Source organism: Streptomyces sp. NPDC055103 (genome assembly GCF_053607625.1).
In genome coordinates this window covers 164,002-177,857 of sequence record NZ_JBSGTX010000003.1, presented here as the reverse complement: position 1 = coordinate 177,857, position 13,856 = coordinate 164,002, and the positions used below count along the sequence as shown (strand labels likewise).

Annotated in this window: 13 protein-coding genes; 7 read left to right on the top strand and 6 right to left on the bottom strand. The window is 71.3% G+C overall.

The genetic code is table 11. The annotated features are described in order from the left end of the window. Positions 1–45 precede the first annotated feature (45 nt). Entirely contained in the window at positions 46–1,038 is a 993-nt protein-coding gene (locus ACWFR1_RS03920) for a CBM35 domain-containing protein (protein WP_453546136.1), read from the top strand. 70 nt (positions 1,039–1,108) lie between these two features. Here the strand turns inward: ACWFR1_RS03920 and ACWFR1_RS03915 are convergent, their stop codons facing one another. The 3 genes from ACWFR1_RS03915 to ACWFR1_RS03905 form a co-directional block, all read right to left on the bottom strand. Next, positions 1,109–2,029 carry a 1-phosphofructokinase family hexose kinase gene (locus tag ACWFR1_RS03915; RefSeq protein ID WP_453546133.1) on the bottom strand — a complete coding sequence of 307 codons (921 nt, stop codon included), beginning with the start codon at positions 2,027–2,029 and terminating at the stop codon, positions 1,109–1,111. A 222-nt stretch (positions 2,030–2,251) separates the two neighbouring features. Further along, positions 2,252–3,409 (bottom strand): N-acetylglucosamine-6-phosphate deacetylase, encoded by a 1,158-nt coding sequence (gene nagA, locus ACWFR1_RS03910; protein ID WP_453546131.1) that lies wholly within the window; start codon positions 3,407–3,409, stop codon positions 2,252–2,254. Further along, positions 3,409–4,359 carry an ROK family protein gene (locus ACWFR1_RS03905; protein ID WP_453546129.1) on the bottom strand — a complete coding sequence of 317 codons (951 nt, stop codon included), beginning with the start codon at positions 4,357–4,359 and terminating at the stop codon, positions 3,409–3,411. Before ACWFR1_RS03905 ends, nagA begins: the two co-directional genes overlap by 1 nt. Positions 4,360–4,655: 296 nt before the next feature. Between ACWFR1_RS03905 and ACWFR1_RS03900 the strand changes: the two genes are divergently transcribed. The 3 genes from ACWFR1_RS03900 (at position 4,656) to otsB (ending at position 7,212) form a co-directional block, all read left to right on the top strand. Beyond that, positions 4,656–5,939 (top strand): extracellular solute-binding protein, encoded by a 1,284-nt coding sequence (locus ACWFR1_RS03900; protein ID WP_453546127.1) that lies wholly within the window; start codon positions 4,656–4,658, stop codon positions 5,937–5,939. A 40-nt stretch (positions 5,940–5,979) separates the two neighbouring features. Continuing rightward, on the top strand, positions 5,980–6,252 hold the full coding sequence (locus ACWFR1_RS03895; RefSeq protein ID WP_453546125.1) for a DUF3263 domain-containing protein: 273 nt from the start codon (positions 5,980–5,982) through the stop codon (positions 6,250–6,252). A gap of 114 nt (positions 6,253–6,366) precedes the next feature. Then, positions 6,367–7,212: a trehalose-phosphatase gene (gene otsB, locus ACWFR1_RS03890; protein ID WP_453546123.1), complete on the top strand. Its 846-nt coding sequence runs from the start codon at positions 6,367–6,369 to the stop codon at positions 7,210–7,212. 85 nt (positions 7,213–7,297) lie between these two features. Here the strand turns inward: otsB and ACWFR1_RS03885 are convergent, their stop codons facing one another. Further along, positions 7,298–9,607: an immune inhibitor A domain-containing protein gene (locus ACWFR1_RS03885; protein ID WP_453546121.1), complete on the bottom strand. Its 2,310-nt coding sequence runs from the start codon at positions 9,605–9,607 to the stop codon at positions 7,298–7,300. Positions 9,608–9,794: 187 nt separating this feature from the next. After that, a complete protein-coding gene (locus ACWFR1_RS03880) occupies positions 9,795–10,703 on the bottom strand; it encodes an NAD(P)-dependent oxidoreductase (RefSeq protein WP_453546119.1) in 909 nt (302 codons plus the stop codon). 97 nt (positions 10,704–10,800) lie between these two features. On the opposite strand from ACWFR1_RS03880, the gene ACWFR1_RS03875 reads away from it, so the two are divergent. The 3 genes from ACWFR1_RS03875 (at position 10,801) to ACWFR1_RS03865 (ending at position 12,774) form a co-directional block, all read left to right on the top strand. Beyond that, positions 10,801–11,145, top strand: coding sequence for a winged helix-turn-helix transcriptional regulator (locus ACWFR1_RS03875; protein WP_453546117.1), 345 nt, complete (start codon positions 10,801–10,803; stop codon positions 11,143–11,145). A gap of 20 nt (positions 11,146–11,165) precedes the next feature. Further along, positions 11,166–11,828 carry a hypothetical protein gene (locus ACWFR1_RS03870; RefSeq protein WP_453546115.1) on the top strand — a complete coding sequence of 221 codons (663 nt, stop codon included), beginning with the start codon at positions 11,166–11,168 and terminating at the stop codon, positions 11,826–11,828. Positions 11,829–12,273: 445 nt separating this feature from the next. Beyond that, on the top strand, positions 12,274–12,774 hold the full coding sequence (locus ACWFR1_RS03865) for a helix-turn-helix domain-containing protein (RefSeq protein ID WP_453546113.1): 501 nt from the start codon (positions 12,274–12,276) through the stop codon (positions 12,772–12,774). Here ACWFR1_RS03865 and ACWFR1_RS03860 read toward each other — a convergent pair. Then, positions 12,731–13,744, bottom strand: a complete 1,014-nt coding sequence (locus tag ACWFR1_RS03860) for a hypothetical protein (RefSeq protein WP_453546111.1) — start codon at positions 13,742–13,744, stop codon at positions 12,731–12,733. The genes ACWFR1_RS03865 and ACWFR1_RS03860 overlap by 44 nt on opposite strands. Between the last annotated feature and the right edge of the window lie 112 nt (positions 13,745–13,856).

Sequence of the window (13,856 nt, the reverse complement as noted above, 5' to 3'; positions counted from 1 at the left end):
TCGGCCGGTCGGCGACGGCTGGCGAGCATGGATAGGAGTGACCGGATGGCTGCCGGTAACGACGGCGCGAGCAAGCCCGAGGACGACGATCCGTTCGGCTACCTGTACGAGGACGGTCAGGCAGCGGGCGCCCAGGCGCCGCACGGCGGTGGCTACGGCTACCCCGGCCCCGGTGGCGCTCAGCCCGGCGTGCCCCGGACCTCGTACAACCAGGTCAGGACGGTCGGCGAGCGCCAGTACGGTCAGCCGCCGCAGGGCCAGCAGCCCTACGTGCCGCCGCAGCAGCAGGCCCCCTACGGCCAGCAGCAGCCGTACGGGCAGCCGCACGCGCAGTACGCCGCCCCCGAGACCTACGGCGGCCCGCCGACCCGCCAGTCCCCGCCCCCGCCGCAGCGCGGTGGCTCCGGCGGAGGCCCCAACACCAGGGGCCTGCTGATCGGCGCGGTCGCGGTCGTCGCGGTCGTGGTCGTCGGCATCGCCGCCGCCGTGATCTCGAACAACGGCGACGAGGACGACAAGAAGGGCCAGGCCGGTGGCGGCACGCCGTCGACCGCGCCCTCCTCCCAGAGTTCCGGGGAGCCCAGCACCCAACCGAGCACGGAGCCGACCCCGGTCGAGCTGCCGAAGCAGGACGCGGCGACGCTGAAGCTTGGCGGCACGGCCGGCACGGAGAAGACCGTCACGGGCGCCGAGGGCGTGGACGGCACCTACGTCTCGGGCTTCAACACGGTCGGCGCCTCGGTGACGTGGAAGGCGAACATGCCGACGGAGGGCGCGTACCGCCTGACCGTGCGGTACGCGATCCCCGCGGTCGACGCCAACGCCACCCTGACGGTCAACGGCAAGGCGAACTCCTCGCCGCTCGGTCTGAAGAACTTCATCAAGTCCTCCGACCCGAACCTGGAGAAGAACTGGCAGACCACCTGGGCGCCGGTCACCCTCCAGAAGGGCGACAACGAGATCAAGATCTCGTGCGAGACCGGCAATCAGTGCAACGTGCTGCTCGACTGGCTGGAAGTCACGCCCGCCACCGGATGACCCCGCGGAATTCCGCCCCCGGCCCCCGGCCTTCCGGCCCTCGGCCCCGGCCCCCTGCTCCTGTCGAGGATCAGGGGGTCTCCTGCGTCACCTTCACGCGGGGCAGCAGTTCCTCGTAGGCCGCCGCGTCGTACTCGCCCGCCACAGGGGAGAGGACCGTCGCCGCCGAGAGGGCGACGGCGCGGGTGAGGCGTTCGGGCCAGGGGGCGTCGTCCACCAGGCCCGAGAGCAGGCCCGCGACGGCCGAGTCGCCCGCGCCCGTCGGGTTTCCCCGGACGGCGGCAGGGGGTGCCGCGCGCCACAGGCCCTCGGGGGTGGCGGCGAGCAGGCCCTCCGGGCCCAGGGACGAGATCACTGCGTGGGCGCCCCGGCGGCGCGCGTCGCGGGTGGCCCGGTGCGGGTCGCGGGAGCCGGTGAGCTGGGCGAGCTCGTCGGCGTTCGGCTTGACCAGGTCGGGGCGGGCGGCGATGCCCCGCCGCAGGGGTTCCCCGCTGGTGTCGAGGAGTACGGGGACGGCGGCGGCGCGCGCGAGCCGGACGAGTTCCGCGTACGCGCCCACGTGGATGCCCGGCGGCAGGCTGCCGCAGAGGGCGACCGCCCGGGCTCCGTCGAGGAGTTCGGTGAAGCGGGCGCGGAAGACGGCCCACTCGTCGGCGGTGACGGTCGGGCCGGGTTCGTTGAGCTGGGTCGTGTCGCCGCTCGCGGTGTCGACGACGGCGACGGTACGGCGGGTGGGGCCCGCGGTCGTCACGAGCTCGTCCCGGACGGGGGTCGCGGCGAGCAGGTCCCGCAGCATCGCGCCGGTGGCGCCGCCCGCGAAGCCGGTGACGACGGTCTCGTGACCGAGCGCGGCGAGCACCCGGGCGACGTTGAGGCCCTTGCCGCCGGGGCGTTCGATGACCTGGGTGACCCGGTGGGAGGCGTGCGGGGTGAGGGCGGGGACCCGGTAGGTCAGGTCCAGTGCCGTGTTGAGGGTGACCGTCAGGATCACCTGTCCACCCCCCCGTACTCCGTGTGAAGTCCTGTGGAACGTGCGTCCCGACGGGCACCGATCATGCCAAAGGAAAGGCGGTTGGCCCAGACCCGCGACCGACCGCCCTTCCTTATGGCGCCGTATGACCCCTGATCAGGCCGCCTTGACTCGTCGAGTCGGACGGCCGTGACGTCCGGTCAGGCCGCCGCGACTTCCGAGCCCGACGGCCTTGACGTCCGGTCAGGCCGTCGTGCCCGGCGCCGTCGGGTCGACGATCCAGGCGCCCTTGCGCATGACGCCCTTGAGGGTGAAGTCGGCGTCGAGGACGACGATGTCGGCGTCCTTGCCGGGCTCCAGGGAGCCGACCCGGTCGTAGACGCCGAGGAGGCGGGCCGGGTTGGCGGAGATGGCCTCGACGACCGACTCGACGGGGAGGCCGTCGATGGTGGCGGCGCGCTGGAAGGCGCGGTCCAGGGTGAGGGTCGAGCCGGCGATGGAGCCGCCCTCGACGAGCCGGGCGACGCCGTCCTTGACCTCGACGGCGAGCGGGCCGAGGGAGTACCGGCCGTCGCCGAAGCCGGCCGCGTCCATCGCGTCGGTGATGAAGGCGACCCGGCGCGGGCCCGCGTGGTGGAAGGCGAGCTCCAGGGCGGCGGGGTGGAGGTGGGTGCCGTCGTTGATGAGCTCGACGGTGATCCGCTCGTCCTCCAGGAGCGCGGCGATCGGGCCGGGCGTGCGGTGACCGAGGGCGGGCATCGCGTTGTAGAGGTGCGTGGCGACGGTGGCGCCCGCGTCGATGGCGGCGACGGTCTGCTCGTACGTCGCGTCGGTGTGGCCGATCGCGGCGATCACGCCGTGCTCGGCGAGGAGGCGTACGGAGTCGAGGCCGCCGGGCAGCTCGGTGGCGAGCGTGACCATCTTGGCCTGGCCGCGGCCGGCGTCGATCAGCTTGCGGACCTCGGCCGGGTCGGGGTCGCGGAGCAGCTTCTCGTCGTGGGCGCCCTTGCGGCAGGGGGAGATGAACGGGCCCTCGAAGTGGAGGCCGGCGATCTCGCCCTGCTCGGCGAGCTCGGAGAGCAGGCCGGCCCGCTGGGTGAGGAAGTCCATCTCGCCGGTGACGAAGGAGGCGACGACGGTGGTCGTGCCGTGCAGGCGGTGGGTGTGGACGCCCTTGAGGACCTCGTCGACGGTGCCGGAGGTGAAGGACGCGCCGCCGCCGCCGTGGTTGTGCATGTCGACGAAGCCGGGGACGAGCCAGTGCCCGGTCAGGTCGACGGCCGGGGCGCCCTCGGAGGAGCTGCCGACGATGCGGTCGCCTTCGACGATCACGCGTCCGTTCTCGACGATTCCGGTGGGCAGCACGACGTGTGCGCCGGCGAGAACCTGGTGATCGGCCATCAGGCGGAAACCTCCGAGTCGGTGGAGTGCTGGTCGGCGAGCAGGTCCCAGGCGAGGAGGCCCGCGCCCAGGCATCCGGCGGTGTCCCCGAGGGCCGCCGGGACGATGGCGGGCAGCTTCTGGAACGTGACGCGCTCCTCCACCGCGGCCCGGAGTGGTGTGAACAAGGTTTCCCCGGCCTCGGCGAGACCGCCACCGATGATGAGTGTGCGGGGGTCCAGCAGGGTGAGCGCGGTGACGAGGCCGTCGGCGAGGGCGTCGACGGCTTCCTGCCAGACGCGTACGGCCGTGGCGTCGCCGGACTCGACGGCCTTGGCGCAGTCGGCGGCGTCGGCCTCGGGGTCGCCGGAGGCGGCGGCCCAGGCCTGCGAGACGGCGGAGGCGGAGGCGTACCGCTCCAGGCAGCCGCGCTGGCCGCAGCCGCAGTCGGTGCCGCCGGGGCGGACGACGATGTGGCCGATCTCGCCGGCGTAGCCGTGGGCGCCGGCCTCGATGCGGTCGCCGATGCCGATGGCGCCGGCGATGCCGGTGCCGAGGGGCACGAAGAGGAAGCGGTCGGCGCCGTTGCCCGCGCCGATGCGGCCCTCGGCGAGGCCGCCGGTGCGCACGTCGTGGCCGAGGGCGACGGGGATGCCGTCGAGGCGGCGGCTGAGGAGTTCGCGCAGGGGAACGTCGCGCCAGCCGAGGTTGGCGGCGTAGACGGCGATGCCGTTCTCGGCGTCGACGATGCCGGGGACGGCGACTCCGGCGGCTGCGGCGGGCTCGCCGTAGCGCTCCTGGCCGAGGGCACGGAGGTCCTCCGCGAAGCCGAGGATGGTCTCGACCACCGCCTCGGGGCCGCGTTCGCGCCCGGTGGCGCGGCGGGCCTCGTGGAGCAGGGTGCCGTCCGCCCCGACGAGGGCGGCCTTCATGCCGGTGCCGCCCACATCCAGGGCGATGACGTGTCTCACGGGGGACAGTTTGGCGCGCGAGGACCCAAAAGGTCTAGTCCACTGTCGAGGATTGTTGCGTACGGATACAAATTCAGGACCCGCGGTGGGCGTCATGGGGCCCATGGTCCCGGCTGCGTTGCGGAAGTGATACCCAAGTGGTGTAGACCTCATGCCTGGCCGCGGGGGAGACTTGCGGGCCTGCCGAGAGCGAACATGCAGCTCAAAGCAGTACACATTCAGCGCAAACGCAACGCGCATGAGCTCGAACCCGCGCTCATGCGCAGCTCACATGCAGCTCAAAGACGAGCGAGAAGGTGGATGAAGCCGTGGAGCGGCGACGATTCCTTGGACTGACCGCGGCCGCCGCCGCCCTCGGACTGACCTCTACGGTCGCCGGGTGCGGCGTCCTGGGGAGCGAGAGCGGTGACGTGACCCTCAGACTGGTCGCCGCCGACTACGACCTCACCGGCGGCGACACGACCAAGAAGTACTGGACCGACCTCGTCGCCGCCTTCGAGGCCAAGCACCCGGGCGTGAAGGTCGAGATCCAGGTCGAGTCCTGGGACGACGTCGACCGCAAGGTCGCCGAGATGGTCAAGGCCGACCAGGCCCCCGACGTCGCGCAGATCGGCGCCTACGCCGACTACGCGGCCGCCGGCGAGCTCTACGCCGCCGACGAGCTCCTCTCCATCCCCGTCCAGGCCAACTTCCTCGCGCCGCTCGTCGCCGCCGGAGAGAACAAGCGCACCCAGTACGGGCTGCCCTTCGTCGCCTCCACCCGGCCGCTCTTCTACAACAAGGCCCTCTTCGCGGAGGCCGGCGCCGAGGAGCCCACCACCTGGGCGGAGCTGGCCGAGGCCGCCGAGAAGCTCAAGGACAAGGGCGTCCGCACGCCCTTCGCCCTGCCGCTCGGCCCCGAGGAGGCCCAGGCCGAGGCCCTGATGTGGCTCCTCAGCGGCGGCGGCGGCTGGACCGACGCCTCCGACCACTACGCCGTCGACTCCGACGCGAACATCCGCACCTTCGACTGGCTGAAGGACAACCTCGTCGGCAAGGGCCTCACCGGGCCCGTCGCCCCCGGCAAGCTCAACCGCAAGGCCGCCTTCGCCGCCTTCGCGAGCGGCGAGGTCGGCATGCTCAACGGCCACCCCTCGCTGCTCAAGGAGGCCGCGAAGAAGGGCGTCGAGGTCGGTCAGGTGCCGCTGCCCGGCGTCGACGGCAAGCCCAGGAGCTCCATGGGTGTCGCCGACTGGATCATGGGCTTCAAGCAGAACGGTCACCGCAAGGAGATCGGCGAGTTCCTCAACTTCGTCTTCAGCGACGAGAACGTCCTGAAGTTCGCCGGGGACAACGACCTGCTGCCGGTCACCGTCAGCGCCTCCGCCCGCATGGAGATCGACCCCGAGTACGCCAACCTGCGCGAGTTCCTCGCGGGCCTTCCGGACTCCCAGCTCCCGCCCGTCGGCAAGACCTCCTGGGCCACGGTCAGCGAGAACGTCAAGCAGAACATCGGCAAGGCCGTCACCCCCGCCGGCAAGCCCGCCGACGTCCTCGGCTCGATAGGCCGGGCGGCGACGGCGGCGGAGGCCGCCGAGTAGGACGGCGCGGTCGGAGAACGCGGAGTAATAAATTGGTCGTATGACCGAAGAGCAGGGCGGGGAAGAGCGGGGCGGGACGGACGGCGACGGCGGGCTCGGTGAGCGCGAGCGGGCCCTCCTCGCCGTCGAGCGCCGCTCCTGGCCCGGCCCCGGCGCCAAGGAGCGGGCCGTCCGCGAGGGCCTCGGCCTCTCCCCGACCCGCTACTACCAGCTGCTCAACGCCCTCCTCGACGACCCGCGCGCCCTCGCCCACGACCCGGTGACGGTCAACCGGCTGCGCCGGGTGCGGGAGCAGAAGCAACAGCGGCGGTAGGGGACCCGGGTAAGGGACGTACGGGTGACCCCGGCCACGGGGACCCGGGTAAGGGACGTACGGGTGACCCCGGCCACGCTGACGCGGGCGCCCCGCGTCGGTAGGGTCGTGAACATGGTCAGCAGCCTTCCGCACCCGACCACCTCCGCCGGCCGCGACGGTCTGGCCGCGCTCCTCGCGCGCCCCGCGAAAGCCGTCGTCGCCCTCGACTTCGACGGCACCCTCGCCGAGATCGTCCCCGACCCCGAACAGGCCCGCGCCCACCCCGGTGCCGTGGCCGCCCTCGCCGCCCTCGCGCCCGAGGTCGCCTCGATCGCCGTCGTGACCGGCCGCCCCGCCGGGGTCGCCGTCCGCTACGGCGGCTTCGCCGGAGTCCCCGGCCTCGAACACCTCGTCGTCCTCGGCCACTACGGCGCCGAACGCTGGGACGCCGTCAGCGGCACCGTCAAGGCCGCCGCCGCGCACCCGGGCGTGGCCTCCGTCCGCGCCGAGCTCCCCGGCTTCCTCGACCGGGCGGGCGCCTGGCCGGGCGTCTGGATCGAGGAGAAGGGCCGGGCGGTCGCCGTTCACACCCGCCGCGCGCTCGACCCCGAGGGCGCCTTCGAGGCCCTCAGGGGCCCCCTCGGCGACCTCGCCACCCACCACGGCCTGGTCCTGGAGCCGGGCCGGATGGTCCTGGAGCTGCGGCCCCCGGGCATGGACAAGGGCGTGGCGCTCGCCGAGTACGTACGGGAGACGGGCGCCGAGTCCGTGCTCTACGCGGGCGACGACCTGGGCGACCTGCCCGCCTTCGCCGCCGTCGAGAAGCTCCGCTCGGACGGCACCCCGGGCCTGCTGGTCTGCAGCGGCTCCACCGAGGTCCCGGAACTCGCCGACCGCGCGGACCTCGCCGTGGCGGGCCCGCCGGGCGTGGTGGCGTTCCTGACGGACCTGGCGAGGGCGGTACGGGAGCGGGGCTGAGGGCCCCGGAAATGGTGGAGGGGGCGGTACGGGGGAGCCGAAGCCCTCCCGTACCGCCCCCTCAGCCGTACCGGTGATCAGATGATCAGTGCGCGGCCGGGTTGGTCACGTTGATCGTCAGGTCGTCGCCGGCGTCGCCGGTGACGGTGACCCGGACTCCGTGGCCCGCGACCTTGACGCTGGCCTGCGGGGCCGTGGTGTCGTAGTACGCGTTCGGGTCGGTGTCGTCGAAGACCGGGATGCCCGGGACGGAGGGGGCGCAGGCCGCCTGCGTCTCGACGGTCTGGCTGCCGCCCTTGCCCACGAGGGCCTCCTTGTGGAGGCAGGTCGCGTCCGTGGCCTCCAGGCCGAAGGTCGCGTCGAAGGGCTGGCGGCGGTTGCTGGGCGCGGTCCCGTCGGCGTACCGGAACGGCGCCGGGCGGGCGTCGACGGCCATGGCCTGGCCGCCGCCCGGGTGGGCGCTGACGTTGTTGTCGTCGAAGGAACGGTCGACGTACCAGACGAGCATGCCGTTCTGGTAGCGGAACCACTCCACCCAGTCCGGCGCCGAGACGCCCTTGCTGAACTGGTACGGGCCCTCGGCGAGGAGCGCGTCGGAGCCGACGTACTCGCGGTTCTCCAGGAGGTAGTACCGCGGGGTGGTGGCGGTCTCGGTGCCGGTGGAGATCTTCCAGCGGCCCGCGGCCGTCCAGCCGCCGACGCCCTGCTCGACGTCGTCGGCCACCAGGTTCGTACCGCCCGACGTCAGCGTGATGTCGTCGAGGAACGCGCCGGCGAAGTGGATGCCGCCGTCGGTCTGGTAGCGGAAGCGGAAGAGGGACGCCTTGCCCGCCGCGTCGTAACTGAACCGCAGCGTGGTCCACTTGCCGCCCGAGGAGCCGTCGACGGACTCGCCCGCGCGGAGCCAGTTGGCGCCGCCGTCGAGGGAGTACTCGGCGAACAGGTAGTCGTAGTCCGCCTCGATCTCGTACCAGGCGGACGCCTTGACGGTGACGCGCGGGGCGGCCGGCACGGAGCGGGTGAGGGCCTGGTTGAGGTTGTCGGCCGAGCCGGTCCACCAGGCGTGCGTCCCCGAGGTGGGGGCGGCGTAGGTGGTGCTGGTCGTCTTGTCCGGGAGCGCGACGCGGACCGCCTGGTCCTTGCCGGTGACCTGGAGCTGCGCCGGGTTGAGGGTGTACGTGCCGGAGGCGCCGAGCGGGGCGTCGGTGTAGTCCAGCCAGCCGAGGAAGAGCTTCTCCTCGGCGCCCATGAGGCCCGGGTGGGTGCCGATGCCCGCGTTGGCGGCGGCGCCGTGGCTCAGCCACGAGCCGGAGCTCATGAGGGTCCAGAAGGCGGTGGAGTTCTCGCCGCCGTCGGTGTCGTAGTAGTCCGGCAGGCCGAGGTCGTGGCCGAACTCGTGGCAGAAGACGCCGAGTCCGCCGTTCTCGCCCTCGGTGGTGTAGTCGCCGAGCCAGTACTTGGACTGGCCGATGCGGGCACCGCCGCCCTTGTTCTGGCTGCCGGAGACGTCCGGGCCGGTCAGGCCGTAGTCGTCGCCGTTGACGAACCAGCGGTGGGACCAGATGGCGTCCTCGCCCTGCGCGCCGCCGCCGGCGTCCTCGCCCATGCCTGCGTGCACGGCCTGGAAGTGGTCGATGTAGCCGTCGGCCTCGTCGAAGTCGCCGTCGTGGTCCCAGTCGTTGCGGTCCCAGACGTCGAACTGCGCGAGGTAGGCGTCGATCTCGGCGGGCGTCTTGCCGGCCGAGATCTGCGCGTTCCACCAGGCGTCGCCGGTGTCCTGGATGAAGGCCCACGAACCGCCGTTGTCCTCGACGGCGTTGTCGCCGTAGAAGGAGGCGTTGTGGGGGACCTTGACCCAGTCCTCGACGACGTTGCTGACGGAGTAGCGGCCGCCCGACAGCTTCTCGTAGTACGTCTTCATCGACTCGCCGGAGCCGTTGAAGAGGTTCTCGTAGTACGCCTTGTCGAAGTCGGCCGTCCAGGCGTTGGAGTTGTCGACGCTCCGGTCCGGCTGGGCTATCTCGTTGTGCAGCGGGCCGGGGACGGTGCCGAGCTTGCCGGAGCCTTCGGTGCCGAACTCGGAGAGGATCGTGAAGATCTTCTCCTGGCGCTGCTCGGTCGTGGTCTCGGTCTCGACGAACTTGCCCTTGGCGACCTCGACGACGCCGTCGGCGTTCGCCCGTGCCTTCCTCTTCGCGATCTGGTCGATCGCCTGTTCACGCAGCTCGGTGCGCTGCTTCGTGAGCGGTCCCGGACGGTTGTCGGACCGGTGCGCGGCTCCCGCGCCCGCCGGTGCCGTGTCCTGGGTCTCCTGCGCGGCGGCGGGGGTGAGCCCCGCGGCGAGGAGTGCGGTGAGCGCGGACCCGAGGGTCATGCCCACAACAATCTTCTTCACTTGCGATCCCTTCGCTCGCATGCGGGTATGCCGCATGGTTCGCGTGGTCCGTATGAGGGTGACGGATCGCCTGGGGGAACGATCGCGCCAGAGTGTGACACGAAAGGACCCATGGGTAGGAGGGGTTGGGACGGGTAAAATTTCACTGACTTCGAGGTGTTACCCGCAAGCAACGCGGCGCAGGCCGTCACCGCCGGAGCAGGAGCTCCACCACACCCGTCAGGTCCTCCTCGCCCCGGCCCGATTCGGCCAGGCGCCGGGTCATCAGGTCGAAGTACGGTCGGAGCAGCTCCGGGCTGACGCCCTGCTCCTCGGCCGTGCTCAGGAAGGTGGGCGTGCCGGCCACCTGCATGGCGAGGTTGGAGACGACGCCCTTCGTGTAGTCGCCGCTCCGCAGCTGGTCGGCGGTGAGGTGGACGCCCTGGGCCATCGCGCCGAGCCAGCCCGCGAGCAGTGGGGCGAACCCGACCGGGTCGATGTCCTCCTTCCGGATCAGGGCGAAGGCGTGGTGCGCCCCGGCGAACATCCCGTACATGGCGCTGAGCAGAGCCACGTCGTGCAGGGCGGCGTGCCCCGCGTCCTCGCCGACGTACGTGGTGCCGGCGGGTGCGGCGAGCGTCTCCCGGTGCTCCTCGAACAGCTCGCGAGCGCCGCTGTAGAACACGTACCCCCCGGACTCCGGGACGCCGATCATCGGCGGTACGGCCATGATCCCGCCGTCCAGGTAGCGGGCACCGCGCTCGCGGGCCCACGCGGCACGGTCACGGGCCTGGGCCGGGGTCGTGGTGGTGAGGTTGACGAGGTCCTTGCCCGTCAGGTCGACGTCGGTGAGGGCCTCGCCGACCGAGGCGTCGTCCAGAAGACAGACGACGACCAGGCCGCTCGCGGCAATCGCCTCGGCAACACTCCCGACGGGCCGCGCCCCCTCGCCGGCGAGCACGGCCGCGCGGCCCGGGGTGCGGTTCCAGACGGTGAGGGGATGCCCGGCGGCGAGCCAGGCGCGGCCCAGGGCGGTCCCCATGGCACCGAGGCCGAGGAGGGTGACGGGGTTCTCGGCGGAGGTCTTCTCTACGACGTTCTGCGTGTTCTGCGTCATGTCCACAGGCTGCTTCACCCCTCTGACCTGCTCAAGTACCCACTTCGAAGTGGGTGGTTACCCTGAGGTGAGCGAACAGGTCAGAAGGGTGTGGGGGATGGCGACGCTGAACCGGCCCGGAGCCGAGGACGGGCACGTCTGCGGGATCGACACCTCGATGGAGGTGATCGGCGGCAAGTGGAAGGTGCTCATCCTCTGGGCACTCCACGAACACCCGAACCGCCGCTTCGGCGAACTCCGCCGCCTCGTCCCGGGCATCACGGAGAAGGTCCTCACCTCCCACCTGCGGGAGATGGAGGCGGACGGCATCGTGGACCGCGTCGCGTACGACGAGGTCCCGCCCCGCGTCGAATACGCCCTGACGAAGGACGGCATGCGCCTCAACGAGGCCCTGGAACCCCTCGCGGCCTGGGGGCGCGAGCGACGGGAGCGGGAACTCTAGGATGCGCGCGAGGGGGATGCGTGGTGGAGGACGTTTTCGACACGACTGGCAGACCGCCGAGTGGCTGGATGCACGCCGTCTTCAACGGGGGTCCGTACGGGGAGGACGTGGGGCGGTGCATTCCCGGTCCTCCCGCGCCGGAGACCCTCGCCGTGCCGCTGCCCGACGGTGGCGTCCACGTCTACCGGCTGTGGACGGTGAGTTCGTGGTCCGACCCGGATGACCCCATCGCCGTCTACAACCCTGACGGGCCGCCCGTACCGCCGCCCCTCTTGACCGGCCAGGAGAAGACCTGGCTCCGGGAAGGGCGGCGCAGGCGCGGCCTCGAACCGATCGGGCTTGTCGCGTTGGAGGACGGCCGGATCGAGCACGACCCCGATCCCCCGGCCGTCGAGGCGATGCTCGCCGGCCTGAGGAGCAGGAAGCACCTGATCCTCCAGCGGCTGACCGACGGCTTTGAGGGCGACGAGTACATCCAGGTCCTGCTCCGTGAGGACGAGACCTATGAGGTGGAGCACCGCAGCGGCACCTCAGAGGGCTCTCAGGCCCGGACGGCCTCCCAGGCGAAGGTCCGCGGGGCCCTGTTCGACTGGGCAGCCGATCGGTCGGGCTGGCAGACCACACTCCAGCGGACCGACATCGGACACCCCGCCCAGGCTCCCGCTGGAGACGTTCCTGGCTGAGCCTCCGAGGAGCCCTGTCGTGGCCTCAGCCCACGACAGTCAGCCCAGGCGGTGGGAAAGCCGAACGGGCGTCCGTCACGTGTGCAGGGCAACCACCCACCGGCCCCGGCCACGCTTCCCCGTGATGCCACGACCTCGTTTACGGCGGCCCGCAGGCGCAACGGACGAGGGTGGGGCACCCCCGAGGAACGGAGCAGCGCGAGTACCGCAGGGGTTCCCGTACGGCGGGTTCCTTACTGCTTAAGACGGAGCTGCCACGGCGGGCCCCTGAGCTGCACCTATGAGTGAAAGATCACCCAATGCTGGGTATGGCTACCCAAAACTGAATAGAATGAGAGGGGGCTCACCCGGTTCTGGGTGAGGACTCTCAGCGATGCATGGATTGATCCATCCTTGCTCGGCTTCTGTTCGTTCGTGGGGGTAATCTGTGCGTGCGGGCCGGAAGGTGACCCGGATCGAGACCGTCAATCGGTCGACAGGCGAGGTGAACGACCTCACCGTCCATTCATCGGTCTCTGTCGCAGCCGGTCTCTGGTTCAGAGGAGGAGGGTTCACCACGATGGGATACGCGGCGCACCTGGCACTCGCCGACGCCGACCTCAGCGCGGCGGCCTTCAAGCTGTTCCACAAGATGTGCGGCATCCAGAACCGCAAGGATCATGGCCTGGTCATCGTCGAGAGCCAGACCAAGTTCGCCGAGCAGGTCGGGATGTCCCAGTCCTCGGTGTCTCGCGCTCTCCGCCAGCTCACCGACCAGGGATTCATCTATGCCGACGGCCGGAACTGGCGCCTGCGCGCCGACTTCGTGTTCAACGGCGACGGTGCCGCACAGGGGCAGGCCATCCAGAACATCCCAGCCGGCACTCCTGACCCGTACGCCGGGAAGGGCGCGGAACTGACCGTCATCGACGGTGGCAACGACAGCGGCAACGACAGCGGTGCATGAGGAGCGAAGCCCGTCTCCCGCTCATCTCGCGCAATGAACGGGTGCGCCGGTGGCCGTGGGCTTCGGCCCGCTCGAAGTCGCCCAGCGCGAGGTTCGCGGACAATGCGAGGCTGTCGAGCTCGGCCTGGTCGTAGAAGGCGTTCATCCACACGGGGCGCTGGGCTCCGGGGTCGGCGCGCAGCATGGCGTCCTGTGCCTGGTCGAAGGCGCGGCGAGTGGCCATGCCGTCCCCGGCCGCTCCGTGGATCGCGCCCTGTCTGGCCAGACCGAGGGAGGCGAACAGGGGGTCCTGGCGGGTGATGCCTAGCCTGCGGGCCACCTCATTGGCTGTTGCGGCGTCGGTCGGACGGCCCATGTGCCGGAACATCGCGCCCGCGTGGGACCAGATGCGGAACTTGATGTACGGATCGCCGGCCATTTCGGCGAGCTCCTGAGCGACCCGCATGTGCCGGATGGCGTCGTCGAACCGGCGTCCGTCGATGGCTGCCCACATGGCGGAGGAGCGGAACGCGGCAGCCGAGGCGTAGACCTGCCTCCTGATGCGCTGACTGGCGTTGCCGGAGTTCTGGAGGATCAGGGCTTCGTCCGCGAGAGCGGCGGCCTGTTGCTCGATGCCGAGTTGGCCGCCGTGGCGGTGGTCCTTGGCGATGACGTCCGCGAATCTGCGCTGGAGGCGTTCGACGTCGCTGACGCCGATACGGCGGGGAGTGCCGAAGGCCGGGGTCGCCGAGCTGAGTGCCAAGGCCGTGCCGGCGGTGATGAACTGGCGGCGTTCCACTGGGTCCTCCGGTGGTGCTGTGGTGCTGGGGGACTCGAACCCCAGATCCTTCAACGGGCGGCGGAAGACCGCTTCCAGCGCTCTGCGCGTGCGACCGATCGGACGCCGGGTGGCCCCGTTGACCAGATTGCGCACGGTCCGGTCCGACACGTCGCCGGGCCTGCCGGTGATCTCCAGCAGGGCGGCGTTCATCCGACCCGCCAACTCCTCTTGCGTGAGGCCTAAGTCGGCCATTCGCTGCTTCAACACGGCGTTGACTGCCACGAAACAGAACGTAGCCCTGGCTCACTGTCCAGGCCACCGG

Coding starts and splice junctions, on each gene's coding strand:
- ACWFR1_RS03920 (WP_453546136.1), top strand. CDS start 46: ATGGCTGCCGGTAACGACGGCGCGAGCAAGCCCGAGGACGACGATCCG.
- nagA (WP_453546131.1), bottom strand. CDS start 3,409: ATGGCCGATCACCAGGTTCTCGCCGGCGCACACGTCGTGCTGCCCACC.
- ACWFR1_RS03895 (WP_453546125.1), top strand. CDS start 5,980: ATGACCGAAGAGCAGGGCGGGGAAGAGCGGGGCGGGACGGACGGCGAC.
- otsB (WP_453546123.1), top strand. CDS start 6,367: ATGGTCAGCAGCCTTCCGCACCCGACCACCTCCGCCGGCCGCGACGGT.
- ACWFR1_RS03880 (WP_453546119.1), bottom strand. CDS start 10,703: ATGACGCAGAACACGCAGAACGTCGTAGAGAAGACCTCCGCCGAGAAC.
- ACWFR1_RS03875 (WP_453546117.1), top strand. CDS start 10,801: ATGGCGACGCTGAACCGGCCCGGAGCCGAGGACGGGCACGTCTGCGGG.
- ACWFR1_RS03860 (WP_453546111.1), bottom strand. CDS start 13,744: ATGAACGCCGCCCTGCTGGAGATCACCGGCAGGCCCGGCGACGTGTCG.